Here is a 24,188-nt window from a genome sequence, read left to right as displayed (position 1 = left end):
TGGGCAAGCGTTATCAGGACGAGACTTGTTCGAGAAAAATCAACTGCAGCGGCTCTTCGAGCAAGTCATCCGCCGTGGCGGCGAAGCGTTGGAAATACGGCATCGCGAAATGCGCATCCAGCGCCGCCTGATTCTTGAAAGCCTCGCGCATGTAGAACGTCCCGCGCGCGTCACGCAGCTCGAACAATACATAGTCGAGATTGCCCGGTTCCTTGCGGGTTGGCTCAACCAGCGTCAACAGTCCCTCTTTCAATGCCTGCTCCTTGCCCGCCTTGGCCTTGAGTACGGCAATTGACACCAACACTTCAGTGGACGTATTCATCATCAACTCTCCAATGGTTAAAACAGCTTTCAACGGGTAGGCGCAGGCGCCGCATCGATTTTCAGGCGCATCAGGCTGTAGGGTTTTTGCCGCTGATCCTGTCCGCCGCGAAACGCTGCCTGACGGTGTAGCTGATTGGCGGTGAAATACAGGTAACCGTCCGGGCCGATGGACAGGGTGTCAGGCCAGAGCAGACGCGGGTCGTGCACCAATGTCTGCCATTGACCATCAGGCAGGCGTTTGCGAATCGAGTTGTGCTCGTAGTCACCGGCATAAAGGGCGCCGCTGGCGTCGGCCTCCATGCCATCGGACGCACCCTTCTCTCCCAGGTCCTGCACGGCGGCAGCCAGTTGTGTTTCGCTGACGCTGGCATCGCGCAGGAGTGCGGTGGAAATGGCATACAGGTGCCGACTCGACAGCGGCGTGAAGTACAGCGTCTTGCCATCCGCCGACAGCGCAATCCCGTCGGAGGCCACCGCCAGCGGTTTGGCTTTGCCGTCCGCGCCTTTGACCGTGACCGGCAAACCTTCAACCACAGGCACAAATGCCGGATCCACCGAGGTCGCCGGCACTCCGCTCAAACGGCGCATGGCGCGGCCCGTGGCGATGTCCATGACGATGATTGCGCCCGGCCCACGCAGCGACGAGTCGGTGAGGTAAACCGTGCCTTGCGCACCGGTACGAAAATCAAAACGCATGTCGTTGACGTAAGTGCTTGGCAGCATCACGTTGTCCGGGAAGACCAGGCGTTTGACGATCTTGTTGCTGGCAAGGTCCACTGCGACCAGTTTCGCCCCACGCGGCTTCGGGTCGGCAAAACCCGGGGCCGCCGTGTCGAGTAGCCAGACCATGCCCTGACCATCGGCCACCACACTTTGTACGCTGATCAAGCCATCACTCGGGTCGTTGGGGTTTTCCCGATTAATGGCCGCATTCGGATAGGCCACAACTTTGCCTTCGCGGATTTCGCCGACGGTAAACGGCACATCGTCGCCCCAGCGTGGGTAATTGACGAAGATCCGTCCCGTCTCGGTAACCGTCACCCCGGTCGGCATTGCGTCATAAAACGCATGGACTTGTTCCAGTTTGCCGAAGGATCGGTCAGCGGGTGCGTCCGCCGGTAAAGCAACGGCATTGATCGCTTGGGCGAACGGCACTGCAAGCATGGCCGCCGAAGCAATGAGCAACGCAGCGGGTAGTTTTTTCATACGCATAAAGTTCTCCTGACAGGCCTTTCACAGGCCTGTCTGACTGTTCGGGTGGCGGTGCTCAGAAACCTTCCAGGACGATCTTGCCTCGGGCTTTGCCGCTCTCGACCAGCGCATGAGCACGACGCATGTTGGCCGCGTTGATCGCACCAAAGTGTTCGCCGACGGTGGTTTGCAGAATGCCCTGATCAATCAGGTCCGAGACACGGTTGAGCAGGTGATGCTGGTTGATCATGTCCGGCGTTTCGTACAGCGAACGGGTGAACATCAGCTCCCAATGCAACGACAGGGATTTTCTCTTCAGCGGCATCACATCCAGGCTTTCCGGATCGTCGATCACGCCCAAACGCCCCTGCGGTCGAAGCACCTCGATCAGTTGTAAAAAGTGCTGCTCGGTGTGGGTCAGGCTGGCGACGTAATCGACCTCGGCAATGCCCAGAGCCTGCAACTGGCTGTGCAGTGGCAGACTGTGATCAATCACGTGATGCGCGCCTAATTGCTTGACCCAGGTAGCGGTCTGTGGACGAGAGGCCGTGCCGATCACCGTGAGTCGGGTCAGCTGACGGGCCAGTTGCACCAGCATCGAACCCACGCCTCCCGCCGCCCCCGTGATCAACAGGCACTTGCCCTCTCCCGCGCCTTCTACAACGCCCAGCCGGTCAAACAGCAGTTCCCAGGCTGTGATCGACGTCAGTGGCAATGCCGCTGCATCGGCGGCAGTCAATGAGCGTGGCTTGTGCCCGACAATCCGCTCATCGACCAGATGCAGTTCGCTGTAGCTGCCGGTGCGGGCAATCGAGCCGGCATAGAAAACCTCGTCGCCGGGTTGAAACAGCGTCACCTCAGAGCCAACGCCACGGACGATACCGGCGGCGTCCCAGCCAAGGATTTTCGGTTCTTTGGTGAAAGTGCCGGCGCGTACTTTAGTGTCGACCGGATTGACCGACACCGCACGCACCTCGACCAGCAGGTCTCGCGGGCCAGGCACGGGCGCAGCCATCTCGATGTCGTGCAATGCTTGTGGATCTTCAATAGGCAGGGCGTGTTGCGTAAAGGTGATGGCTTTCATGGAAACTCGCTGTCTGAAGGGCTGAAGCGTTAACTTGCCGCCATCTTCGACTTCCCATGGGTAAAGAAAAACCTGAGCAAAGCGCCAACACTTTCACTTTTGCAGTGAAAATTGATCACCAATGCGCTGAGCCCCATGGTGATCACTCGGCAAAGCACCTCGCACTCGCGCCTTACGAAACGCAAATGCATGGCAGGACGCCCTCAGCGGCGGTGCTCAGCGACCTTGGCTGTCGCGACCGTTTTTGGCTTTGAAACCATCGAGCAGTGCGCGGGTGCGACTCATGGCTGACGTATCGGCAGCGCTCCCACGCTCATTGGCGCCGGGCAGCAAAACACCTTGGTCAATCAAGCTGGCAATACGATTGAGCAAGTGATGCTGGTTGATCATGTCGGTGGTTTCAAACAACGATCGGGTGAACATCATTTCCCAGTGCAACGATAAAGACTTTGTCTTCAGCGCTGTCGCGTCCAGGTGCCCAGGATCGTCGATCACGCCCAGACGTCCCTGCGGGCGCAGTATCTCGATCAACTGCAAAAAATGCTCATTGGTATTTGCCAGGCTGGCGACATGGCTGACGTCGGCAATCTCGAATGCTTGCAGTTGAGCCCCCAGCGGCTGACCGGGATCGATGACATGGTGCGCGCCCAACTGCCGAAGCCGCTCAGCTTTGTCCTGACATGAAGCCGTTGCAATCACGGTCAGGCGAGTCAACTGACGGGCCAGTTGCACGAGCATCGCGCCAGTGCCTGCGGCCTCTCCCATGATCAGCAGACATTCGCCTTGCGCCGAATCCTGCGCAACGCCCAGGCGGTCAAACAGCAGTTCCCACGCGTTTACGCAATATAAAGGCAATGCCGCCGCCTCAGCCGCACTCAACGAGTGCGGTTTGTATCCGACAACTCGCTCATCCACGCAATGGAATCTGCTGTAGCCGCCGGGCGCGGCAATTGTCCCTGCAAAGGAGTAAAACACCTCATCGCCGGGTTGAAACAGTGTCACCTCTGGCCCGACTTGACGAACAATGCCAGCGGCACCCCAGCCGAGTATTTTCGATTCTTTGGTACCGGTTGCTATTGGAACCTTTGTCTCGAGCGGATTGACGGCAACCGCAAGCAGTTCAATCTGCATTGCTCTTGGGCCGGGAACCGCTCTGATGGTTGGGTCTTGCGAATAGGCGTCCTCGATCGATGAGCCCGATGGGGTGAAGGTGAAGACGTTCATGAAGACTCGCTGTTCGAAGGGTTGACGCACACACTTACAAACATTTTCGTCCTCCTTTGAACAAAGAAAAACCTACAGAATGCGCCAACACTTTCACAGCAGGAGTGAAGATGATTCGCATTGATGATCTTGGTTTGTTTACGCGCAGTGCCGCGCTGGGCAGCTTTACCGCGGCTGCGCTGGAAGCGGACTTGTTGCCAGGCCAGGTCGCGGCCGCCATCAAGCGCCTGGAACGCGAGCTGGATGTGCGCTTGTTCGCGCGCACCACCCGCAGCCTTCGACTGACCGCCGAGGGTGAGCAATACCTGCCTACCGCGCATTCGGTGCTTGAAGCGCTGAAGCTCGGGCGGGAAAACCTGCGCGGTGAGAACACCCCGCTTCGAGGCGCACTGCAAGTCACCGCCCCGTCTGATCTGGGGCGCAATGTGTTGTTGCCGTGGCTGTCGGCCTTCCGCCGTGAGCACCCGGAACTGACACTACGTTTCGTGTTGTCCGATCAGGTCGCCGATCTGTTCCGCGACCCGGTGGACGTTGCTATCCGCTACGGCTCCAACGAAGACGCCAACTATGTGGCGTTGCCTCTGGCACCCTGGAACCGTCGGGTGCTGGTCGCTTCACCGGAATACGTGGAGCGGCATGGTCAGCCGCTGACGCCGGATCAACTACTCGAGCATCCCTGCCTGCTCTATCTGCAGAATGGACGGGTATTCGACAAATGGAACCTGGGCGGGCGAACCATACAGGTCTCGGGCCCGCTGTTCAGCGACGACGCCGATGTAGTCCGACGCTGGGCATTGGAGGGCGAAGGCATTGCCTGCAAGTCCTGGCTGGACGTAAGCGCTGACGTGATCGCCGGCAGACTGGTCGTATTGCTGGAGGATCATCCGGGCAATGCCTCGCCGTTGAGTATGGTCTGCCCGCACCGCAAGCAGATCTCTCCTGCCGTTTCGCAACTTTATTCGTGGTTGCGAGAACAGTTTTCCCGCATGGAGCGGATTTGAATCCGGGGCGTGCGGGTGTCAGGCGTCGAGAAGAGTGAGCAGAGAGTTGTTCAGCCCGTGACTTCCCGACGGACCGACGTCAGCCAGCGAACCTTTACCCCGAAACCACCGTCCGAGCTAAGGCACCCATGCTTACCGCTCGCCACGAGGTTTCCGTTTGAAAGCTGCCATCGTCAAAAAATACCGTCTGATCATCAAGACCATGGGCTATGTGGGTTGGTCGCTGTTCTGGCTGCTGCTCTGGGACATCGCCGTCACCGTGGACTTCATGCTGTTTCTCAACGCCAAGATCAACCTGCCGCTGATGCCGCTGACCTTGCTCGGTTCGGCGCTGGTGGTGCTGATCAGTTTTCGCAACAGCAGCGCCTATAACCGCTGGTGGGAAGCGCGGACGCTGTGGGGTTCGATGATCAACAGTTCGCGCAGTTTCGCCCGTCAGGTGTTGACGCTGCTGGACGATCCCGACAGCGAGATCAATCCGGTCAAGGCGACCCTGTTGCGTCGCCACGTGGCGTATGTGAATTGCCTGGCGGCGCACTTGCAGGGTCAGCCTTGCCCTGAGGAAGTCCGGGCGTTCATTCCCGCTGAGGAATTCGCCCGCAGTGGCACCACCAACAATTTTGCCAACGACATCCTCACTGGTTCCGCCGCCCTGCTCGCCCGCGAATACAAGGCCGGGCGCCTGGACAGTATTCGCCTGGCGCGATTGGAGTCGACGCTGGTGGATTTGTCCAACAGTCAGGGCGGCATGGAGCGGATCGCCAATACCCCGCTGCCCTACCCTTATGTGTATTTCCCGCGCCTGTTTATCTCGCTGTTCTGCCTGATCGTCCCTGTGGGCCTGGTCGAGTCGCTGGGCTGGTTCACGCCGCTGGCTTCGACCGTTGTCGGTTTCATGCTGCTGGCCATCGAACGCATCGGCACCGATCTGCAAAGCCCGTTTCGCCACAGTGAGCACCAGATTCAGATGGAAGCGCTCTGCGAAACCATCGAGAAAAACCTGCAATCGATGCAGCGAGATTCTTTGGGGCACGCGCGTCAGGTGGAAGAAATCGCTTGAACGCCACCCTGCAACTCATCCCAATGGGCGCGGGTGAGGCCGTAGCACTTGCACGGTTTGGTTACGCCGGCCAGGGTCAGCTCGGCGTCATACAAGTGCACGGCGCCCAGTTTCAGCGTGGCTTTTTGCGAGCGGGTGTTCGTTGGCGCGATATGGAAATAAACACTGTCGAACGCCTTGAATGCATGCTCGATCATCAAACGCTTGAGCTCTTGGTTCGTGCTGCCGCCCCACTTGTCCCTGACCAGAAAGGTGTAGCCGATGGCGATGCCGGCAGGTTGATCGGGCGCGGTGTAGTAACTCGACGTGCCAACGATTGCGCCTGAAGCAATATCGATCACTTTGAGGGCGGTATTCGTCGCCAACAGTGCAGCGAAGTAGCTTTCGAAAACCTCACGTTTATAGCGGTCGGTGGCCGGATGGCCGGCCCATATCAGTGGATCGCTCGCTGCCTGGAACAGACCTTCAACGTCATTGCCGGCCAGCGGCTCAAGCCTCAGCGTAGGGCCGGACAAAGTGGGTTGGCTATCGAAAACGGTTGCAGGCATGGGTTCCGTTCCATCAGGGCAGTGAGCATGTCGCGAGTCTAAATTGACTGCCGGCGAAGGAAAGATCCATTACGTCGGATATTGATGGGGCCATAAAGCCCTCACCCCTTGGAATTGCCCAACCCGCCCTCATAACATTGGCTACACCCAACGTCCCACGAGAGGAAGACAGGCCATGACCAGTCAAACCGAAACTGCCATTCTTGCCGGCGGCTGCTTCTGGGGCATGCAGGATCTGCTGCGACGCTACCCCGGCGTGCTGCAGACGCGCGTCGGTTATACCGGCGGCGATGTGCCGAATGCCACATATCGCAACCATGGCAATCACGCCGAAGCCATCGAAATCGTCTTCGACCCGTCGGTGATCAGCTATCGGCAGATTCTCGAATTTTTCTTCCAGATTCACGACCCCAGCACGCCTAACCGCCAAGGCAATGACCTCGGCCCGAGCTACCGCTCAGCGATCTACTACCTCAGCGAGGCGCAACGCGACATCGCCGAAGACACGGCTGCCGACGTCGACGCATCAAAACTGTGGCCAGGCCGGGTAGTCACCGAAATCGAACCGGCGGGACCGTTCTGGGAAGCGGAACCGGAGCATCAGGATTATCTGGAGCGCATTCCGAGTGGCTACACCTGCCATTTCATCCGGCCGAACTGGAAGTTGCCGAAGCGCGCCTGAGCCTAAGGTTGCTCCCTTTATTCTTCTGTGAGACGTTGGGGAGGACGTTAATTTTTCAGGGAAGATCATGGACATTCGTTCGACGCACACCAGGGACTGGAAGCTGCTCAAGCAAGTACGACTCGCCGCGCTGTTGGACGCTCCGACAGCGTTTGGCGTGAGCTACCAATCCGCCGCTGCCTACACCGATGAACAATGGCAAGAACGCGCCTCGTCAGCCGGAACCGAATTCTGGCTGGCTTACGAGCAAGACAGACCTGTCGGCATGATCGGTGCGGCCGTCAGCAGTGCTAATCGCTTTAACCTGATCGGGATGTGGGTTGAGCCTGCGTCCCGAGGCTCAGTTGCGGCGACGCGGTTGGTCGAGGCCGTGAAGGCCAGTGCAACGCAGCGAGGCTTTGATCGGGTATTCCTCGACGTATCTCCCGACAACGCGAGAGCTGCGAATTTCTATCTGAAGCAGGGCTTCGAGTTCCTCGATGAATGGGAACCGCTGGAAAGTCACCCGCATATTTCGGTGCAGACCATGTGCTGGGTTGGCGGCTGATTCGCAAGCATCTGCCAGGGCGTAAAGCCCTGGCAGATAGCCGATGTCACTTTTTCTTTTTCGCAGGCTTGTCTGCCTTCTTCGAGTCCTTGGCCTTGTCTGGCTTGCTGTCAGCTTTCTTGGCAGATTTCTTCGGTTCGGCGTCTTTTTTCTTGTCCTTCTTGTCGGAAGACTTAGAAAGCGCCGAGGCCGCTGCGGATTTCTTTTCCGGTGATGACTTTTTGTCCTTCAAATCCTTGCTGGCTTTCGAAGCTTCACCTTTGTTTTTCTTCTCGTCTTTAGCCACGCTGACCACCTCTCGGAATATGCCGGTATTGGCACAACGCCTGTGCAATTGACCACAAGCTGATCATTAGGGTGAGCGCGCTCAAGAGCGGTTCAAATTATTTTGCTGCGGGCCAGGTGTGTGGGCGTTCGTAGTTTCCCCTTCAAAGCGTTTCAACGAGAAAGAGGACAGATCCAGATCGCTCGAGCCACGCATGCACCACTGTGCAAACGCCTCGCCAAGCGCGGCGGAGTGCTTGAAACCGTGGCCGGAACAGGCTGACACGAACAAGGTGTGTTGCAGGGACGGATGCTCATCGATGATGAAATGGCGGTCCGGTGTCACCGTGTAGGCGCAGACCGCAGATTTGAGCACCGTCGATGTCACACCCGCGATCCGGCCGTGCACTTGCTGCTCGTACATGTCCTGCGCTTCGGCTGCCGAGACCGTGCGGTCGATGTCTTGCGGAGAAGTCACGGTGTGGTACTGCGCCGTGGCGATTTTCAAACTGCCTTCGCCGGGCAACGCGGGAAACCCGTAATTGACTTTGTCGTCGCCGCGACCGTGAGTGAAGATGAATGTCGGTGAATGGCCAACCAGTCCGGCGTTCTCTTCCAGCTCGAACCAGAACAATTTCTGGCGGTAGACGCTGAGCAGGTTTTCGAACGGTTTGCCGAGCAGCTCGCCACTCCAGTTGCCCGCACTGATCACCAGTTTGTTGGCCAACAGCGTGCGACGGTCCGTCGTGACGGTGACGCCCTGCTCGTCCGAACTGATGCCGATCACCGTTTCGCCTTTGTGCAGAATTGCACCGTGCTGTTCGGCGAGTTTGAGCTGCACGTCGATGCAGCGTTCCGGGCGGACAAAACCTCCGTCCGGCTCGAAATAGCCGATGGCCGTGTCGTGCACGTCGCTGAATTGCGGAAAGCGCTGGCGAATCTGCGTGGCGTTCAAGACTTGGTGCTCGATGCCGTAGGTCTGTGCCAGATCGATGGTGCGCAAGGTGAAGTCGGTTTTGTCAGCGGGGTCGAACTCGGGGCTCGACGTCAGGACCAGCAAGCCGGATTGCTCAAACAACGACTCTCCCGTCAGCCCCTCAAGTTCGCGCCAGATGCGGTGGGAATTACGCACGATAGGCACATATTGCGCGCCCTCACCGACCGAAAGCCGCGTGATACGTGTATCGCCATGGCTGGAGCCGAGGTTGTGTGGCGGATGATGGCGATCGATGCCGACGACATTCACGCCGGCTTTCGCCAACTGATACACCGTTGCGGCGCCCATGGCACCCAGGCCCAAAACCACTACTTCACAGCGCTCGGACATCAATAGCTCCCTGCCAAAAAGGCTCCAGTTGAGCGGTAAACCTATCAGGAATCAAAGATTGACGGAGCATTTGCCTGATCGTGTGAAGGACCGGCTCTCAATCCTGCCGTACGTCGGGCAATTGCTGGCGAATTGCCGAAATTTTATAGCTGTCATAACTGATAAGACTTCTGACATAAACAGCGCTTTCCGCGACCTTTGGATAATTGCGTCAACCCTATAACGAATGCACGGCTGCCGTGTAGGCGCGTGCTTGAGCGGCGAACTATGCTTCCCTCAGAAATAGTGATTTAACTAGGTAGTTACCTATCTATATAATGCCCGCCTCATTTCAACGGGACATTCAACGTGAAGCAGAGTCAACGCCTCTCGGGCATATCAAAATTCATTCTGGTCGGGCTGGGCGTGGTCATCGCCCTGCTCGGTCTGGCACTCGCTGCTGGTGGCGTGAAATTGGTCAGCCTGGGAGGCTCGTGGTACTTCCTGCTGGGTGGCTTGGTGATGGCCGTTTCCGGCCTGCTGATTGCTCGCTTCAAACCGGCGGGTGCGTGGTTGTTCGCAGCGTTCCTGGTCGGAACAGCGATCTGGGCGGTGAGCGATGCCGGGCTGGTGTTCTGGCCGGTGTTCTCGCGCCTGTTCATGTTCAGTGCCATCGGCGTGGTCGTGGCGCTGGTGTATCCGCTGCTCAAACGTGCCAACGGCGGTGTTCCAGGACGCGGCGCTTATGCGCTGGCCGCTGTGCTCGCCATCGGTGTGGCGGTCGCGGCCGGCAACATGTTTGTTGCGCACCCGACTGTCGCCGCCACCGGCACTGGTCCGGGCCTGACCCCGGTTGAGCCGGAAAACGCGCAGAAAGACTGGGCGCACTACGGCAATACCGAAGGCGGTAGCCGCTTCGCCGCGCTGGATCAGATCAACCGCAACAACGTCGACAAATTGAAAGTGGCGTGGACTTACCACACCGGTGACGTCGCCGAGAGCGATGGCAACGGTGCCGAAGACCAGCTCACGCCGTTGCAGGTCGGCAACAAGGTGTTCATCTGCACCCCGCACAACAATCTGATTGCGCTGGATGCCGACACCGGCAAGGAACTCTGGAAAAACGCCATCAACGCCCAGTCGAAAGTCTGGCAGCGTTGCCGTGGCATGGCGTATTTCGACGCCACTGCCGCCGTCGCCAAACCGAGCAGTTCTTCGGTGACCCAAGAGGCTGCAGTCGCGCCTGGCGCCAACTGCCAGCGCCGTTTGCTGACCAACACCATCGACGCACGTCTGATCGCTGTCGATGCCGACACCGGCGAGTTCTGCCAGGGTTTTGGCAACAACGGTCAGGTGGATCTGAAGGCCGGTCTGGGTGATGTCCCGGACAGCTACTACCAATTGTCCTCCGCCCCGCTGATGGCCGGGACCACCGTGGTGGTTGGCGGTCGCGTTGCCGACAACGTGCAGACCGACATGCCCGGCGGCGTGATCCGTGGTTTCGACGTGATCACCGGCGCCATGCGCTGGGCGTTCGACCCGGGCAATCCGCAGGATAAAAAGGCACCCGCCGACGGCAGCACCTATGTGCGCAGCACGCCGAACAGCTGGGCGCCGATGTCTTACGACCCGGCGACCAACACGGTATTCCTGCCGATGGGCAGTTCTTCCACCGACATCTACGGTGTCGAACGCAGCAAACTCGACCACACCTACGGCGCCTCGATCCTCGCGCTGGATGCCAACAGCGGCGAAGAAAAGTGGGTGTTCCAGACCGTTCACAACGATCTCTGGGACTTCGACCTGCCGATGCAGCCAAGCCTGATCGACTTCACCAAGGACGGTAAGTCCGTTCCTGCGCTGGTGATCGGCACCAAGGCCGGGCAGATCTACGTGCTGGATCGTGCCACCGGCAAACCGCTGACCGACGTTAAAGAAGTCCCGGTCAAAGCGGCGAACATTCCTGACGAGCCTTACTCGCCAACCCAGCCAAAATCGGTGGGCATGCCGCAGATCGGTGCGCAGCACCTGACCGAATCGGACATGTGGGGCGCGACCCCTTACGATCAGTTGCTGTGCCGCATCGACTTCAAGGGTATGCGCTACGACGGCTTGTACACCGCGCCGGGCACCGACAAATCCCTGAGTTTCCCGGGTTCGCTGGGCGGCATGAACTGGGGCAGCATCTCCACTGACCCGGTGCACGGTTTCATCTTCGTCAACGACATGCGCCTGGGCTTGTGGATTCAGATGATCCCGTCGCAAAACAAGGCTCAAGCGGCTTCCGGTGGCGAAGCACTGAACACCGGCATGGGCGCTGTACCGCTAAAAGGCACGCCGTACGCGGTGAACAAGAACCGCTTCCTGTCGGTCGCCGGCATTCCTTGCCAGGCGCCGCCGTTCGGCACGCTGACCGCCATCGACATGAAGACTCAGAAAGTCGCCTGGCAGGTTCCGGTCGGCACTGTTGAAGACACCGGTCCGCTGGGCATTCGCATGCACCTGCCGATCAAGATCGGTCTGCCAACCCTCGGCGGCACCCTGTCGACTCAAGGTGGCCTGATCTTCATCGCCGGGACTCAAGACTTCTACCTGCGCGCCTTCAACAGCGGCAACGGTGAAGAAGTCTGGAAAGCCCGCCTGCCGGTGGGCAGCCAGGGCGGCCCGATGACCTACGTTTCGCCGAAAACCGGCAAGCAGTACGTCGTGATCACGGCCGGTGGTGCGCGTCAGTCGACCGATCGCGGCGACTACGTGATGGCTTACGCCTTGCCGTAAACCTCGGCGCCCATGCCCAGCATGGGCGCTTTCTTTCGAGCGCGGCACCTACGGGTGCCGCGTTGCTTTTGCGATACCGCTAAAGATTTCAGCAGGAAGATTGTCATGTTTCGTTTTTCTCAAACCGCTTGGTTCAACGGCGTGCTGTTGGGCCTGACCTGTAGCGCCGCCCTGCCCGCTTTCGCTTCTGATGATGCAAATCTTTTGACCCGCAATACCCTGACCGGCGACTGGGGCGGCCTGCGCCACCAGATGGACGAGGACGGCGTCAAATTCACTGGCGACTACAGCGGCGAGACGGCCTACAACGCCGACGGTGGCCTGCATCGTTCGGCCCGCTACTCGCAGAACATCAAGCTCGGCGTGCAATTCGACCTGAGCAAACTGTACGGCGTCGACAACGCCGGCAAGGTCCAACTGAGCATCAACGACCGCCGCGGCAACAGCGCTTCCGAGGATCTGGTCGGCAACCGTCTGCCGATCCAGGAAAACTACGGCGGGCTCTACACGCGCCTGACCGAATTGAGTTACGAGCGCAGCCTGTTTACCCCGGCGCTGAACGTGAAACTGGGTTACATGGCCATGGGCAACGACCTCGGTGGCCTCGACAGCGGCATTCTCTGTAACTTCATGAACGCCGGTTTCTGCGGGCACCCGCTGAACATGTCCGGCGGTAGTGGCTGGACCAACTACCCCAACGCCCGCCTCGGCGTGCGGGTGAAATACGATCTGTCGCCTGAATGGCAACTGCGTGTGGCCGCGTTCAATGTCGATCCCGAAAGCAACGGCAATTCCAGCCGCGCCTGGCACCTTGACCCGAAACACACCACCGGCACCGTGGTGCCGATCGAACTGGTATACAAGCACGCGGGTCAATTACCCGGCGAATACAAGGTTGGCTATTACTACGACAGCTCTGATGTGAAACGCATCGGCAGCGACAAGGAAGTCTCCGGTCGCGGCGGTCATTACCTACTGATCGATCAGGCGGTGTGGCGCTCAGAGACGTCCGAGGGCCGCAGTCTGCATGCTTTCGGTCAATATTCGGCAGCCAGTGAAGCGGCATCGCCGTTCAGCAAGTGGTACGGCACCGGCATGGTCTTGTACAAACCCTTCGAAGGCCGCCCGCGTGACACCGTGGCTCTTGGCTACGGCCGCGCGGTGCCCAACCCACGCAGTCGCGACGTGTTGCAAGACGCGGCGCAGAACAACGGCACAGCATTCCCGAATCTGGACAGCGCCGAACAGTTGATCGAACTCGGTTACGGTTATCAGGCCACCCCTTGGCTGACCCTGCGCCCGAATCTGCAATACATCATCGAACCGGGAGCGTTTTCCGGGCAGGACATCGACAATGCGTTGGTGGTGGGTTTGCAGGTGAAGGCGTCGCTCTGATTGCTGGCCATAAACACCTTTACCCGAACCAAAGTTGATCTGTGGCGAGGGAGCTTGCTCCCGCTGGGGCGCGAAGCGGCCCTTTTCTTGCGCAAAAGAAGGTCTGCTGCGCAGCCCAGCGGGAGCAAGCTCCCTCGCCACAGATACTGCGCGAAATTCGTTCACTCGCCACCGAGGTGTTGGGTAGATTAGCTGACGGCCCACGCCCGCTATAGGATCGCGCATGCCCTATCCCATCATCTTCCTCGTACTCTTCGCAGCGCTCTTGCATGCCAGCTGGAATGCCGCGTTGCGCGGTGGCGCCGACAGATTGTGGTCGATGACGATCATGTGCGTGGCGGTAGCGATTGTCAGCATCGCAACTGCCTTTTTCTTGCAGGCTCCGGCCAAGGCCAGTTGGTTCTACGCGGCGCTTTCAGCAGTCCTGCACGTTGGCTACAACTTGTTCCTGGTGCGCAGCTATAAAGTTGGCGACCTTGGACAGACTTACCCTATCTCGCGTGGGTCCTCACCTATCCTGATTACCCTCGCCGCTTCGGTTTTTGCCGGGGAAACGGTCGGGGCCGTCGCGATGTTTGGCATTTTGCTGGTGTCGGGCGGCATCATCTCGCTAGCCTTCAAAGGGCGCAAACTGGCCGTTCCCAGTCTGCCGTACGCCCTCGGTACCGGTTGTTTCATTGCGGCTTATAGCGTGACGGATGGCATTGGCGTGCGCCTGTCCGGCGCGCCGATGGCCTACACGGTATGGATGTGCGCCTTGTGGGGCGTGTTGATGCCGCTGGTGTATGTCGGCATACGCGACACGAAGAGTCTGGTGACCTTGCGACCCGGGTTCATGACGGCCTTCATCGGCGGTCTGGTTTCACTGCTGGCCTACGGCATCGTCATCTATGCGATGTCCGCCGCGCCCATGGGAGCGGTGTCGGCATTGCGCGAAACCAGCGTGTTGTTCGCGGCATTGATCGGGTACTTTTTCCTCGGTGAGACACTGACGGTGCGAAAGATCCTGGCCTGCGCGGTGATTGCCATCGGTACGATCATCATTGGCTGACACCAGAGGCGCAAAACCGCTGGTCAGCTATATTGGATCGGCTGCTGCCCTTCCTGAACGCTTGGGGCAGGGTCGATACCACTGAAATCGCTGCCAAAGGAGTTATCTCATGTCAAAGCTCTATCCCAGTATCGATCCCGAGGGGCTGATCGAGTACTCGGTGGTCTACACCGACCGCTCGCTCAACCACATGTCGCAGTCATTTCAAGACGTGATGAAAAACATCTCCAGGACCCTGAAACAGGTCTACAACGCCGAGGCTGTTGCGGTGGTTCCGGGCAGCGGTACATTCGGCATGGAAGCGGTGGCGCGGCAGTTTGCTACCGACCAGCAATGCCTGGTCATACGTAACGGCTGGTTCAGTTATCGCTGGAGCCAGATCCTTGAGACGGGCAAAATCCCGGCGGCCACCACGGTGCTGAAAGCCCGACCGGTCGAAAGGGGTCGCCAGGCTGCCTACGCCCCGCATCCTCTGGACGAAGTGCTGGCAGCCATCGCGGCGCAGAAGCCGCAGATTGTCTTCGCCCCCCACGTTGAAACCTCATCTGGAATTATCCTGCCCGACAATTACCTGCGAGCCGTCGGCGACGCGGTGCATGCGGTGGGTGGTCTGTTCGTGCTGGACTGCATCGCCTCAGGCGCGCTGTGGGTGGACATGCACAAATGCGCCGTCGACCTGCTGATCAGCGCACCGCAGAAAGGCTGGAGCGCCTCGCCTTGCTGCGCCCTGGTGATGTTCAGCTCTCTAGCCCTCGAGCGCATCGAACAAACACAAAGCAGCAGCTTCGCCTGCGACCTGAAAAAGTGGCTGCAAATCATGCAGGCATATGAACAGGGCGGACATGCCTACCATGCGACCATGCCCAGCGATTCCCTCGCACGCTTCAATGAGGTGATGAAAGAGACGCAGGCCTACGGTTTCGACAAGGTCCGCGACGAACAACAGGAACTCGGCGATCGCGTGCGCGCCATGTTGACCGGCAAAGGCATCAAAAGCGTGGCGGCAGCAGGCTTTCAGGCCCCTGGCGTGGTGGTGAGTTATACCGATGACGCCGACATCAAAACCGGCAAGAAATTTGCCAACCACGGCCTGCAGATCGCCGCTGGGGTGCCGTTGCAATGCGATGAGCCGGCCGACTTCCAGACCTTTCGCATTGGTCTGTTCGGTCTGGAAAAGCTGCACAATATCGAGCGCACGGTGAGTACGCTTGAGCAGGCACTGGACGAGGTGATGGGTTAACTGAGCCCCAGCGAATATCTGGAAATCACACCAGTGGCCCAATGTCGGCAAAACCGACAATGGGGACAGACAGAAATCGGCCGGTAGCAGACGTACAAGGAGCAGCCGGCTAGTATTTCCGCTTTCTAGTCACAAGCCGAGAGTCCAACTCAGTGCTAAACCGCGATGCCGCCTCCCGCTCAAGATTCGAGAACCTAGCCCACACGTAAATGCCAGGCTAAATCTCAGGTGAAACTGCCTGGGATTGAACCGTGTTCTCGTGCAGGGACGACGCGATCAAGCATGTTCCGCTGCCAACATTGATCTGAACTGAGAAATGGCCTCTGAAGATAACCCGGCACCTTCGAACACTGCGCAGGTGAAGCTGACGGGTGCAGGCCCTGGAGCAGTGATGATGCGGTCTGCAACCACTGCTACTGAACTGCTTCGATAAAGCGTACGCCCTTCATAGCCCACGGCATTCTGTTGTAAGAAGTCAGCGCTGTTCGAGGTATGAGGAACCGTGTCAAGAAGCCCGGCCCTCGCCAGTGCCAGCGTTCCCCCACAGATACCGGCAATTGTCGCTCCGCTTGAACGACAGGCATGAAGAAATTCTCGAAGATCCGGTGCTTCTGCACGTTCCCAGACCATTCCTCCAATGACCACAACAACGTCCGGTTTCCAGTCCAGACATTGTTGCAGACTGCTATCTACCGTGACGGCCAATCCACCCTGCGAGCAGAACCGCCCCGTAGCAGCAGCGAAAAACATGACGTCGATCCCGTAAAACGGGGACGCAGTTCCAGCAATGAACGCATATTCCCAGTCCGCAAAACCGGGTGTCAGTATCAATCCTACGCGGGCCATCAATCAGAATCCTCCATGAGTGCCAATAACAAATGGCGATAGCTTTTGGGTCTGTTTCAGCCGATCACGACGCTATCGTCTGTCGGCCATGCCAGCACATGTTCCATGGTTTCGTACCGATTGGCCTTGATTTTACGGGTGATGTGCGGTGAAGAGGATCACCACCCCCTCCGCCTCTTCCGGCACCTGAAAGTAGCTAGTGATCAAATCAAACTCCGCATCAGTCGCCGCAAAATCATGCTCTCCCCGCTCATTGCGAGCATGCAATCGGGCTCGGCAAGTGTCGTCATCGACCTCCAGATAATGCAGGCAATGCGACGATTGACCCGCGTCCGCCAGACCTCGCAGCCACGCGCGATCGGCAACGGTATTCGCCGGAAAGTCCAATACCACATCAAGCCCTGCCCCTAGCAGATCAATAACCAAAGGCCCCAGCACATCGCGAATACGTTTTGCGCAGCGCACATAGTCCTGCACCGTTTGAACTTCGCCGGGGTAGAGCCGTGAAATCCACTGATCCTCACTCAAAAGAATCGCGCGGTGCTCGGCTGCCAATGACTTCGCGAGTGTTGATTTACCGGAGGCTATCTTGCCGCACATCAGGTGCAGTGTTGGTTCGGGCATGCAGACCTTCCTTATCTCTAAACATGTTTAGCGGCTGACAGCAGCAGGCCATTTCGGCCAATGGCGGGCGCATGGATTGAATTCGTCATGCGCCCTGCTCGCTCACGCCTGATCCATAGCCTCGACCACGCCATTGTCCTCACCCAGGAACCCGCCGCTCTGATGCTGCCACAACCGCGCATAAACGCCGTTCCTCTCCAGCAATTGCGCGTGAGTGCCCTGCTCGACGATGCGCCCTTCGTCCATGACGATCAATCGATCCATCGCCGCAATCGTCGACAACCGATGGGCGATTGCGATCACGGTTTTGCCCTGCATCATCTCGTCGAGGCTTTCCTGAATCGCCACTTCGACTTCCGAGTCCAGAGCACTGGTAGCTTCGTCCAACAGCAGGATCGGCGCGTTCTTGAGCATCACCCGGGCAATCGCCACGCGTTGACGCTGGCCGCCCGACAGCTTGATGCCACGCTCGCCCACCAGCGTGTCGTAACCGCTGTGACCCTGGCGGTCGCTGAGTTGGCTGATGAACTCATCGGCCTGCGCACTGGCCGCAGCGCTGCGCACTTGCGCGTCGGTGGCATCGGGACGGCCGTAAGCGATGTTGTCGCGAATGGAACGGTGCAGCAGCGACGTATCCTGCGTGACCATGCCGATGGCACTGCGCAGGCTGTCTTGCGTTACGTGTGCAATGTTTTGCCCATCGATACGAATCTCGCCACTGTCGATGTCGTAGAAGCGCAGCAGCAAGTTGATCAGCGTGGATTTGCCGGCGCCAGAGCGGCCGACCAGACCGATTTTTTCGCCCGGGCGAATGCTCAGGCTCAGGCCATCGAGCACTTGGCGCTCGCCGTTGTAGTTGAAGCGCACCTTGTCGAACGTCACCGCGCCGCCGGAAGTCACCAGCACGCCGGCATCCGGTGCGTCTTGCACCTTGGCGCCCTGAGTCAGCGTCGCCATGCCGTCCTGCACGGTGCCGATGCTCTCGAACAGCGAAGTCATCTGCCACATGATCCAGTTGGACATGCCATTGATCCGCAGCGCCATGGCGGTGATCGCCGCCACGGCACCGGCGCCAACGTCGCCCTGATGCCACAGCCATAGGGCATAACCACCCGCCGACATGATCAAGCCCACCACCAATGCCTGATTGACGATTTCGAACAGGCTGACCAGACGCATCTGGCGAAAACCGGTGAGTTTGAAATCCTCCATCGCCGCACGCGCAAAGTGCGCTTCACGATTGGAATGGGAGAACAGCTTCACCGTCGTGATGTTGGTGTAGGCGTCGGAGATACGCCCGGTCATCATCGACCGTGCATTCGCCTGCTCCTGTCCGACTTTCCCCAAACGAGGCACGAAGTACCACATGGCCAGCGCGAACAGCACCGCCCAGCCAATGAACGGCAGCATCAGTTTCAAGGCAAAGCCGCCGGCCAACGCGATGATCGCGATGAAATACACGCCAATCCCGGGGAGGATCTCAATAAGGGTGAACAGTACGTCGCGCACCGCGAGCGCCGTCTGCATCACCTTGGTTGTGACGCGGCCGGAAAACTCATCGGAAAAAAACGAAAGGCTTTGCCGCAACATCAGCCGATGGAAGTCCCAACGCAGCCGCAACGGCAAATTGATCGCCAAGATCTGGTGCTGAACCATCGTGCGCAGTGCGACCAGCCCGACACTGGTCACCATGACAATGCCCATGCCCCACAACACCCGACTCTCCTGCGCCGAGGCTTCACCGCCGGCCTGCCAGGTCGACAGCAGATCCACCACTTGCCCGAGGAAGGAAAACAACCAGGCCTCGTAGATCGACACGGCGGCACTCAGCAGCGCCAGCACCAGGATGTAACCGCGAGCGCCCCGCGTACACGCCCAGAGAAAACGCGCCAGACCATTGGGTGGTGGCGGTACCTCGTCTGGGGGAAAAGGGTCGAGTCTTCGTTCGAACGCACGAAGCATGGTGATCTCCAAAACTTTCAAGTTGAGGGGATTCTGCCATTGAATGGTGGCTGGGAGGGCTTTGTGAAAAAGTGTGTGTTAATTGGGGCTGCTTGCGGGTCCGCGAGCTTTAATCCATCCAGCCCGTTTGCAGACGTGTACCGCATGGATCAGACTTGCCGTCCCTTCCACTTTCCCATATTCCGAAATGTCTGACATGTGGCCAAACCCAGTCTTGCCCGGCGTCATGCTAAGACGATGGCGTCTGTTGCACCGGGTCAAACAGTCCTGTGCAGCGGAGTTGTTCAGCGTCACCCAATCCACCATCTCACGCTGGGAGAGTGGCGCACTGGCGCTGGATCCCCTCGCACACAAAAAGCTTGAGACATTGTTGGCCGCTCGCCTGACTACAGCGGCGGATCAAGCGCTGGGCCGCATGGTGCGTGATAGCTCGCGTCCCGTTCATCTCATCTGTGATTTGACGCACCGTTTGCTTGCCTGCTCGCCTTCGCGAGCAGCCCAGTTCACGACGCCTGTCAGCGAGCTGCTGGGACGCTCGTTATGGCGCTTCGCTACACCAAATATCCTTAACAAGGAAGTTGAGCTGGATAAATCGGGTTGGCGGGAAGCCTTCGCGCCACCCGCACTGGAATTTCTAACGGGCCACAATAGTTCGTCCATCGTTCCGATTCGCCAAAGCCTGTGTCGCTGGACACGTATCCCTCTTTCGGACGGAACAACAGCACGCCTGGTCGAGTCATTCTGACTGCGTCGTCCTGCATATTTTATGCGTGGACGCTGAGCATCCTGAGATTTAGTCTGGCCTGAACAAGGTGAGCAGCACTTTGCTCGCCGAATGGGTCAGAGGTGTTCATGGACATCGAAAAAATCAAAGGGCGCCTCGAGTTTCTGCGCGAGACGGAAAAGCTCAAGGATGTACTCAGAAGCGCACACACCTCTTCCGGGCGCACCGAAAGCACGGCAGAGCATAGCTGGCGTCTTTGCCTGATGGCCGTTGTTTTCGACGATTATCTGACGGGGCTAGATAAGCTGAAAATGCTCAAGATGTGTGTCATCCACGACTTGGGAGAAGCCATCAGCGGCGACATTCCCGCCGTCCATAAAGATTCGTTTCCCGACAAGAGCGAGCAAGAGAGACGCGATCTCGTGCTCTTGACCAATGCCCTGGATGAACCGATAAAAACCGAGATATTGGCACTTTGGGATGACTACGAAAGTGCTTCCTCACCAGAGGCGATAGCCGTCAAGGCGCTAGACAAGCTGGAAACAATGCTTCAGCACAACCAGGGCAAGAACCCGCCTGACTTCGATTACGAATTCAATCTTGCCTATGGCAAAAAATACACAGATGCAGCCCCTCTGTTCGAGGCGCTGCGCAATATCATCGACCAGGACACCAGAGAAAATATGCTTGCAAAGCCGAAGTGAATCAGCAGCAACCCTTGCTGGGCATGCGGTTCAACGGATGGGCACAGCGATCCAGTCAGCGTCAGGTGTCCAGGTTGCCATGGGACAGTGCTGCCCTCGTCAGTTTCCAGGGGCATGACGTGGGGTCAAATCCTGCATGCTCGCCTTCTGGGCGCGGCTTTGATGATGTTGTTTTTGGGGCGACCTTATGAGGCATTTCTTAACGGAATACGCAAGGTGTTTGGCTTGCCTCCTGGGCGCGACAAGCCGATGTCGTTGAATAGTTGAGTGGCGGCTATCGGCCAGAAGCAGCCGTTGGCAGTAGACTGCTTCCGACTAGAAGCGATCAGTCAGAAATCGTCAGAATGCAATTTAGAACATGAAAGCTCAGCTCGATAATCGCTGTGTATTAGTGCCAGTCTCTAAAGCAGTGCATGCATTGACGCGCGCGCCAAGTCCTCAACTGACCTCCGCAGAATGAGCACTAGGCAAGCTTTTGCTCGCACAGAGAATTCATCCGATGGTGGAAATACTCCCAGACAACATCCGGATCAATATTTTCTCTGCGGACTATCTCATCTACTACTGCCTGATCACCTTTTCCGTGGAAAATCCCAATGATTGCTAGCGTTTCAGTTGATGGACAATAAGCAGTAATTGACTCGCCGCACCGATTACAAACGCGTTGACCATAGCCAGTAATCATAAATTCGTTTCAGCACCTGGAACTGGAGATGACCTTTTTACTAGTTACTCAGAGCACTGACAACGTCCTCTAAGGGTCGATAACAGTCGATCATGACTGACCGCTCTTGGCCGACAGCAGTCACTCGTGACCCACAACTCGGAACTCAAATAGACTTTCTGATTTGAGCCACCAACATCGCACTTCTAACGAAACCAGGCTTTTAATGAGCGCCCTCTCTACACCGACTCCGTGTCGTCGACCGGCAATGAAGCAAGCATTTCTGCGCGGCACACTTCAAGGATTTCATCAGCAAGTGCGGAGTCATCCGGGCAGGCACGCGACAAAATAATCGCGCCAACGGCCCGCGACAGCAGGTCGATCATTTTCTTTCTGCCCTCACCCGCCTCGGCATCCGTTCCTGTCGGGTATTTCTCTCCTAGCGTCTGCAGAGTTTGTTCGATGCCTTCGGCAAACGTCGCTTTCACATCGTCCGTCTGACGCGCCGCGTCGCCACACAGCGCGGCCATGGTGCAACCGCTGCCGCGTCCGTCGCGATGTTCCCTGTTCAGATAGACGTTGATGAAACCGGGAACATCGAGCGCTTGGGCGCCTGTCAACGATTTGCCGAGACTGCAGGCCGAAGCTTCGGCCATCAGGTCGGCCTTCGAACCGAAATGCTTGTAGAAGCCTCCATGGGTGAAACCGGCAGCCGCCATGAGGTCCGCCACACCGACACCGTCAAAACCGCGCTCACGGAACAGCTCTGAGGCCGTTTCAACGATGTGCTCTCGATTGGCCTGCGCCTGGGCCTTGGTCACTCTCACGTGCAATACCTCGTGTTCACCGGGAAATCATGCGTCCAATCATACATAGATGCTGGTCATAATCAAAACCGTTGACAGTTTAGATTTCGATCATCATCCTAATTGAACGCAACATCGATCTCCATCAACGGGCACGGAAGAAACTCCAGATGACCAACCAGAACCTGTTTACCCCTTACACCCTTGGTAGCCTCGTGCTGTCGAACCGTGTCGTTCTCGCACCGCTGACACGCAACCGCGCAGGCCAGGGCTTTGTGCCCAGCGAATTCGCGGCTGCCTATTACAGCCAACGTGCCAGCGCCGGCTTGCTGATCAGTGAGGCCACGCAAATTTCCCGACAGGGCCAGGGTTATCAGGACACCCCCGGGATCTACACGCAGGCGCAGATAGACGGTTGGCGCACAGTCACCGATGCCGTCCACGCCGAGGGCGGAAAAATCTTCCTGCAACTGTGGCATGTCGGCCGCGTCTCACACGTTGACCTGCAAGAAAACGGCGCCGCACCGGTGGCTCCTTCTGCGCTGCGTGCCGCGACCAAAGTGTTCGTCAACAACCGCTTTGAAGACGTCTCCGAACCCCGCGCGCTGGACATCAGCGAACTGCCGGGGATCGTCGCCGACTTCCGCCAGGCCGCGGTTAACGCTGTCGCCGCCGGCTTCGATGGCGTCGAGATTCACGGTGCAAACGGTTATTTGCTGGATCAATTCCTCAAGGACAACGCCAATCTGCGTACCGATGCTTACGGCGGCTCGATTGAAAACCGTGCGCGCCTGCTGCTCGAAGTGACGGCGGCCGTGATCAATGAAATCGGTGCCGATCGCACCGGTGTGCGTCTGTCTCCAGTGTCGCCGGCCAACGGCGTGTCCAGCAGTGATCCCCAAGCGCAATTCGATTACGTCGCCGAGCAACTCGACGCCCTCGGTGTGGTTTATCTGCACGTGGTCGAAGGCGCGACCGGCGGCCCGCGTGACGTGACGCCCTTCGATTTCGCCGCCCTGCGCCAGCGTTTCAAAAGCACCTATATCGCCAACAACGGCTATGACTTGGACCTGGCGACTGCGAGGCTCGCCGAAGACCAGGCCGATCTGATCGCCTTCGGTCGCCCCTTCATTGGCAACCCGGATCTGGTGGAGCGCCTCAAGCGTGGCGCGCCGCTGTCCGCGTTCGATCCCGCCACCCTCTATGGCGGCGGCGCGGCAGGCTACATCGATTACCCGACACTGGCTGAATCGAGCGTCAGCGCGAGCTGAGCGCTTTCTGTTTCTCACCTTCTGAAAGAGAGATACCCCATGAGCACTCGCCCTACTGTTCTCATCACCGGCGCCTCCACCGGCATTGGCGCCGTCTACGCCGAACGCTTAGCGAAACGCGGCCACGATCTAGTACTGGTCGCCCGCGATCAGGCGCGCCTGGACGCACTTGCAGCGCGTTTGCGTAGCGAGCACGACATCGCCGTCGATGTCATCCCGGCAGACCTGACCCAACTCAGCGATCTGACCATTGTTGAAAGCCGCCTGCGCGACGACGCCCGTATCGGCATCCTCGTCAATAATGCCGGCGCAGCGCTGTCCGGTAACTTCATCAACCAAAGCACCGACAGCGTTGCGCAACTGGTCGCCCTCAACACCACGGCGCTGGTGCGGCTCGCCAGCGCCATAGCCCCACGCCTGGCCAAGGCAGGCGACGGCGCAATCATCAACATCGGTTCGGTGGTGGGCCTCGCGCCGGAATTCGGCATGACCGTCTACGGTGCGACCAAGGCCTTTGTGCTGTTTCTGTCCCAGGGCCTGAGCCTGGAATTGTCGCCCCTTGGCGTATACGTGCAAGCCGTGCTGCCCGCCGCCACCCGCACGGAAATCTGGGATCGCTCCGGCGTCGACATCAACACCCTGAGCGAAATCATGGAAGTGGGTGATCTGGTGGATGCCGCACTGGTCGGTTTTGATCGTCGTGAACCGGTGACCATCCCGCCGCTGCACGAAGCCGAACGCTGGGATGCCCTGCAGGGCGCACGTCTGGGCCTGATCGGGCAAATCCGTCAGTCCGCGGTTGCTCAGCGTTACCAGACTCCAGAGTGATCTTCAGGTAGTGAACATTTGCGGCGGATTCGATGCAGGCGCAAGTCGTTGCACCGAGTCCGGC

The 24,188-nt window shown here is 58.6% G+C and carries 23 protein-coding genes; 12 read left to right on the top strand and 11 right to left on the bottom strand.

What is annotated here, in order from left to right; genetic code table 11:
- Window positions 1–13: 13 nt before the first annotated feature.
- The 4 genes from ACIOWE_RS01025 to ACIOWE_RS01010 form a co-directional block, all read right to left on the bottom strand.
- Entirely contained in the window at window positions 14–322 is a 309-nt protein-coding gene (locus tag ACIOWE_RS01025) for a putative quinol monooxygenase (RefSeq protein ID WP_401386205.1), read from the bottom strand.
- Window positions 323–351: 29 nt separating this feature from the next.
- The gene (locus ACIOWE_RS01020) at window positions 352–1,536 is read right to left on the bottom strand and encodes an L-dopachrome tautomerase-related protein (RefSeq protein WP_401386202.1); all 1,185 of its coding nucleotides are present in this window, start codon (window positions 1,534–1,536) and stop codon (window positions 352–354) included.
- A 55-nt stretch (window positions 1,537–1,591) separates the two neighbouring features.
- Window positions 1,592–2,599, bottom strand: a complete 1,008-nt coding sequence (locus ACIOWE_RS01015) for a zinc-binding alcohol dehydrogenase family protein (protein WP_401386199.1) — start codon at window positions 2,597–2,599, stop codon at window positions 1,592–1,594.
- Window positions 2,600–2,815: 216 nt separating this feature from the next.
- Window positions 2,816–3,823: a zinc-binding alcohol dehydrogenase family protein gene (locus tag ACIOWE_RS01010; protein WP_401386196.1), complete on the bottom strand. Its 1,008-nt coding sequence runs from the start codon at window positions 3,821–3,823 to the stop codon at window positions 2,816–2,818.
- Window positions 3,824–3,933: 110 nt separating this feature from the next.
- On the opposite strand from ACIOWE_RS01010, the gene ACIOWE_RS01005 reads away from it, so the two are divergent.
- Window positions 3,934–4,824 (top strand): LysR family transcriptional regulator, encoded by an 891-nt coding sequence (locus ACIOWE_RS01005; protein ID WP_401386193.1) that lies wholly within the window; start codon window positions 3,934–3,936, stop codon window positions 4,822–4,824.
- Between the two features lie 157 nt (window positions 4,825–4,981).
- Entirely contained in the window at window positions 4,982–5,884 is a 903-nt protein-coding gene (locus tag ACIOWE_RS01000; RefSeq protein WP_401386191.1) for a bestrophin family protein, read from the top strand.
- Here ACIOWE_RS01000 and ACIOWE_RS00995 read toward each other — a convergent pair.
- Window positions 5,863–6,432: a GNAT family N-acetyltransferase gene (locus ACIOWE_RS00995; protein WP_401386188.1), complete on the bottom strand. Its 570-nt coding sequence runs from the start codon at window positions 6,430–6,432 to the stop codon at window positions 5,863–5,865. The two genes, ACIOWE_RS01000 and ACIOWE_RS00995, sit on opposite strands and share 22 nt — an antisense overlap.
- 175 nt (window positions 6,433–6,607) lie before the next feature.
- On the opposite strand from ACIOWE_RS00995, the gene msrA reads away from it, so the two are divergent.
- A complete protein-coding gene (gene msrA / locus ACIOWE_RS00990; protein WP_401386185.1) occupies window positions 6,608–7,114 on the top strand; it encodes a peptide-methionine (S)-S-oxide reductase MsrA in 507 nt (168 codons plus the stop codon).
- A 67-nt stretch (window positions 7,115–7,181) separates the two neighbouring features.
- The gene (locus tag ACIOWE_RS00985; RefSeq protein ID WP_401386182.1) at window positions 7,182–7,661 is read left to right on the top strand and encodes a GNAT family N-acetyltransferase; all 480 of its coding nucleotides are present in this window, start codon (window positions 7,182–7,184) and stop codon (window positions 7,659–7,661) included.
- Between the two features lie 46 nt (window positions 7,662–7,707).
- Here the strand turns inward: ACIOWE_RS00985 and ACIOWE_RS00980 are convergent, their stop codons facing one another.
- On the bottom strand, window positions 7,708–7,947 hold the full coding sequence (locus ACIOWE_RS00980) for a hypothetical protein (RefSeq protein WP_401386179.1): 240 nt from the start codon (window positions 7,945–7,947) through the stop codon (window positions 7,708–7,710).
- Between the two features lie 81 nt (window positions 7,948–8,028).
- Window positions 8,029–9,252, bottom strand: a complete 1,224-nt coding sequence (gene solA, locus ACIOWE_RS00975; protein ID WP_401386176.1) for an N-methyl-L-tryptophan oxidase — start codon at window positions 9,250–9,252, stop codon at window positions 8,029–8,031.
- A gap of 348 nt (window positions 9,253–9,600) precedes the next feature.
- Here solA and ACIOWE_RS00970 point away from each other — a divergent pair, with 348 nt between their 5' ends.
- The 4 genes from ACIOWE_RS00970 to ACIOWE_RS00955 all read left to right on the top strand — a co-directional run bounded on the left by ACIOWE_RS00970 (window position 9,601) and on the right by ACIOWE_RS00955 (window position 15,695).
- Entirely contained in the window at window positions 9,601–12,009 is a 2,409-nt protein-coding gene (locus ACIOWE_RS00970) for a glucose/quinate/shikimate family membrane-bound PQQ-dependent dehydrogenase (RefSeq protein ID WP_401386173.1), read from the top strand.
- A gap of 105 nt (window positions 12,010–12,114) precedes the next feature.
- Window positions 12,115–13,404 (top strand): carbohydrate porin, encoded by a 1,290-nt coding sequence (locus tag ACIOWE_RS00965; protein ID WP_401386170.1) that lies wholly within the window; start codon window positions 12,115–12,117, stop codon window positions 13,402–13,404.
- 223 nt (window positions 13,405–13,627) lie between these two features.
- Window positions 13,628–14,455 (top strand): EamA family transporter, encoded by an 828-nt coding sequence (locus tag ACIOWE_RS00960; RefSeq protein ID WP_401386167.1) that lies wholly within the window; start codon window positions 13,628–13,630, stop codon window positions 14,453–14,455.
- Between the two features lie 109 nt (window positions 14,456–14,564).
- A complete protein-coding gene (locus ACIOWE_RS00955; RefSeq protein WP_401386164.1) occupies window positions 14,565–15,695 on the top strand; it encodes an aminotransferase class V-fold PLP-dependent enzyme in 1,131 nt (376 codons plus the stop codon).
- 276 nt (window positions 15,696–15,971) lie between these two features.
- On the opposite strand, the gene ACIOWE_RS00950 is transcribed toward ACIOWE_RS00955, so the two are convergent.
- The 3 genes from ACIOWE_RS00950 to ACIOWE_RS00940 form a co-directional block, all read right to left on the bottom strand.
- The gene (locus ACIOWE_RS00950) at window positions 15,972–16,541 is read right to left on the bottom strand and encodes a DJ-1/PfpI family protein (RefSeq protein ID WP_401386161.1); all 570 of its coding nucleotides are present in this window, start codon (window positions 16,539–16,541) and stop codon (window positions 15,972–15,974) included.
- Between the two features lie 132 nt (window positions 16,542–16,673).
- Window positions 16,674–17,165, bottom strand: a complete 492-nt coding sequence (locus tag ACIOWE_RS00945; protein ID WP_401386158.1) for an AAA family ATPase — start codon at window positions 17,163–17,165, stop codon at window positions 16,674–16,676.
- A 102-nt stretch (window positions 17,166–17,267) separates the two neighbouring features.
- A complete protein-coding gene (locus ACIOWE_RS00940) occupies window positions 17,268–19,127 on the bottom strand; it encodes an ABC transporter ATP-binding protein (protein WP_401386155.1) in 1,860 nt (619 codons plus the stop codon).
- A 187-nt stretch (window positions 19,128–19,314) separates the two neighbouring features.
- Between ACIOWE_RS00940 and ACIOWE_RS00935 the strand changes: the two genes are divergently transcribed.
- Together ACIOWE_RS00935 and ACIOWE_RS00930 are read left to right on the top strand one after the other, a co-directional pair.
- Complete coding sequence (locus tag ACIOWE_RS00935; protein WP_401386152.1) at window positions 19,315–19,872, top strand: transcriptional regulator; 558 nt, start codon at window positions 19,315–19,317, stop codon at window positions 19,870–19,872.
- Window positions 19,873–19,979: 107 nt separating this feature from the next.
- Complete coding sequence (locus ACIOWE_RS00930) at window positions 19,980–20,555, top strand: HD domain-containing protein (RefSeq protein ID WP_401386149.1); 576 nt, start codon at window positions 19,980–19,982, stop codon at window positions 20,553–20,555.
- Window positions 20,556–21,458: 903 nt separating this feature from the next.
- Here the strand turns inward: ACIOWE_RS00930 and ACIOWE_RS00925 are convergent.
- Complete coding sequence (locus ACIOWE_RS00925) at window positions 21,459–22,046, bottom strand: TetR/AcrR family transcriptional regulator (protein WP_401386147.1); 588 nt, start codon at window positions 22,044–22,046, stop codon at window positions 21,459–21,461.
- A 149-nt stretch (window positions 22,047–22,195) separates the two neighbouring features.
- Between ACIOWE_RS00925 and ACIOWE_RS00920 the strand changes: the two genes are divergently transcribed.
- Window positions 22,196–23,296, top strand: coding sequence for an alkene reductase (locus ACIOWE_RS00920; protein ID WP_401386144.1), 1,101 nt, complete (start codon window positions 22,196–22,198; stop codon window positions 23,294–23,296).
- Window positions 23,297–23,335: 39 nt separating this feature from the next.
- A complete protein-coding gene (locus ACIOWE_RS00915) occupies window positions 23,336–24,124 on the top strand; it encodes an SDR family NAD(P)-dependent oxidoreductase (RefSeq protein ID WP_401386141.1) in 789 nt (262 codons plus the stop codon).
- The last annotated feature ends 64 nt before the right edge of the window (window positions 24,125–24,188 follow it).

The sequence above is a fragment of the Pseudomonas sp. NPDC087598 genome (assembly GCF_044743525.1).
In the GTDB taxonomy this organism is placed as follows: domain Bacteria; phylum Pseudomonadota; class Gammaproteobacteria; order Pseudomonadales; family Pseudomonadaceae; genus Aquipseudomonas.
This window is presented reverse-complemented; position numbering and strand designations above follow the sequence as displayed.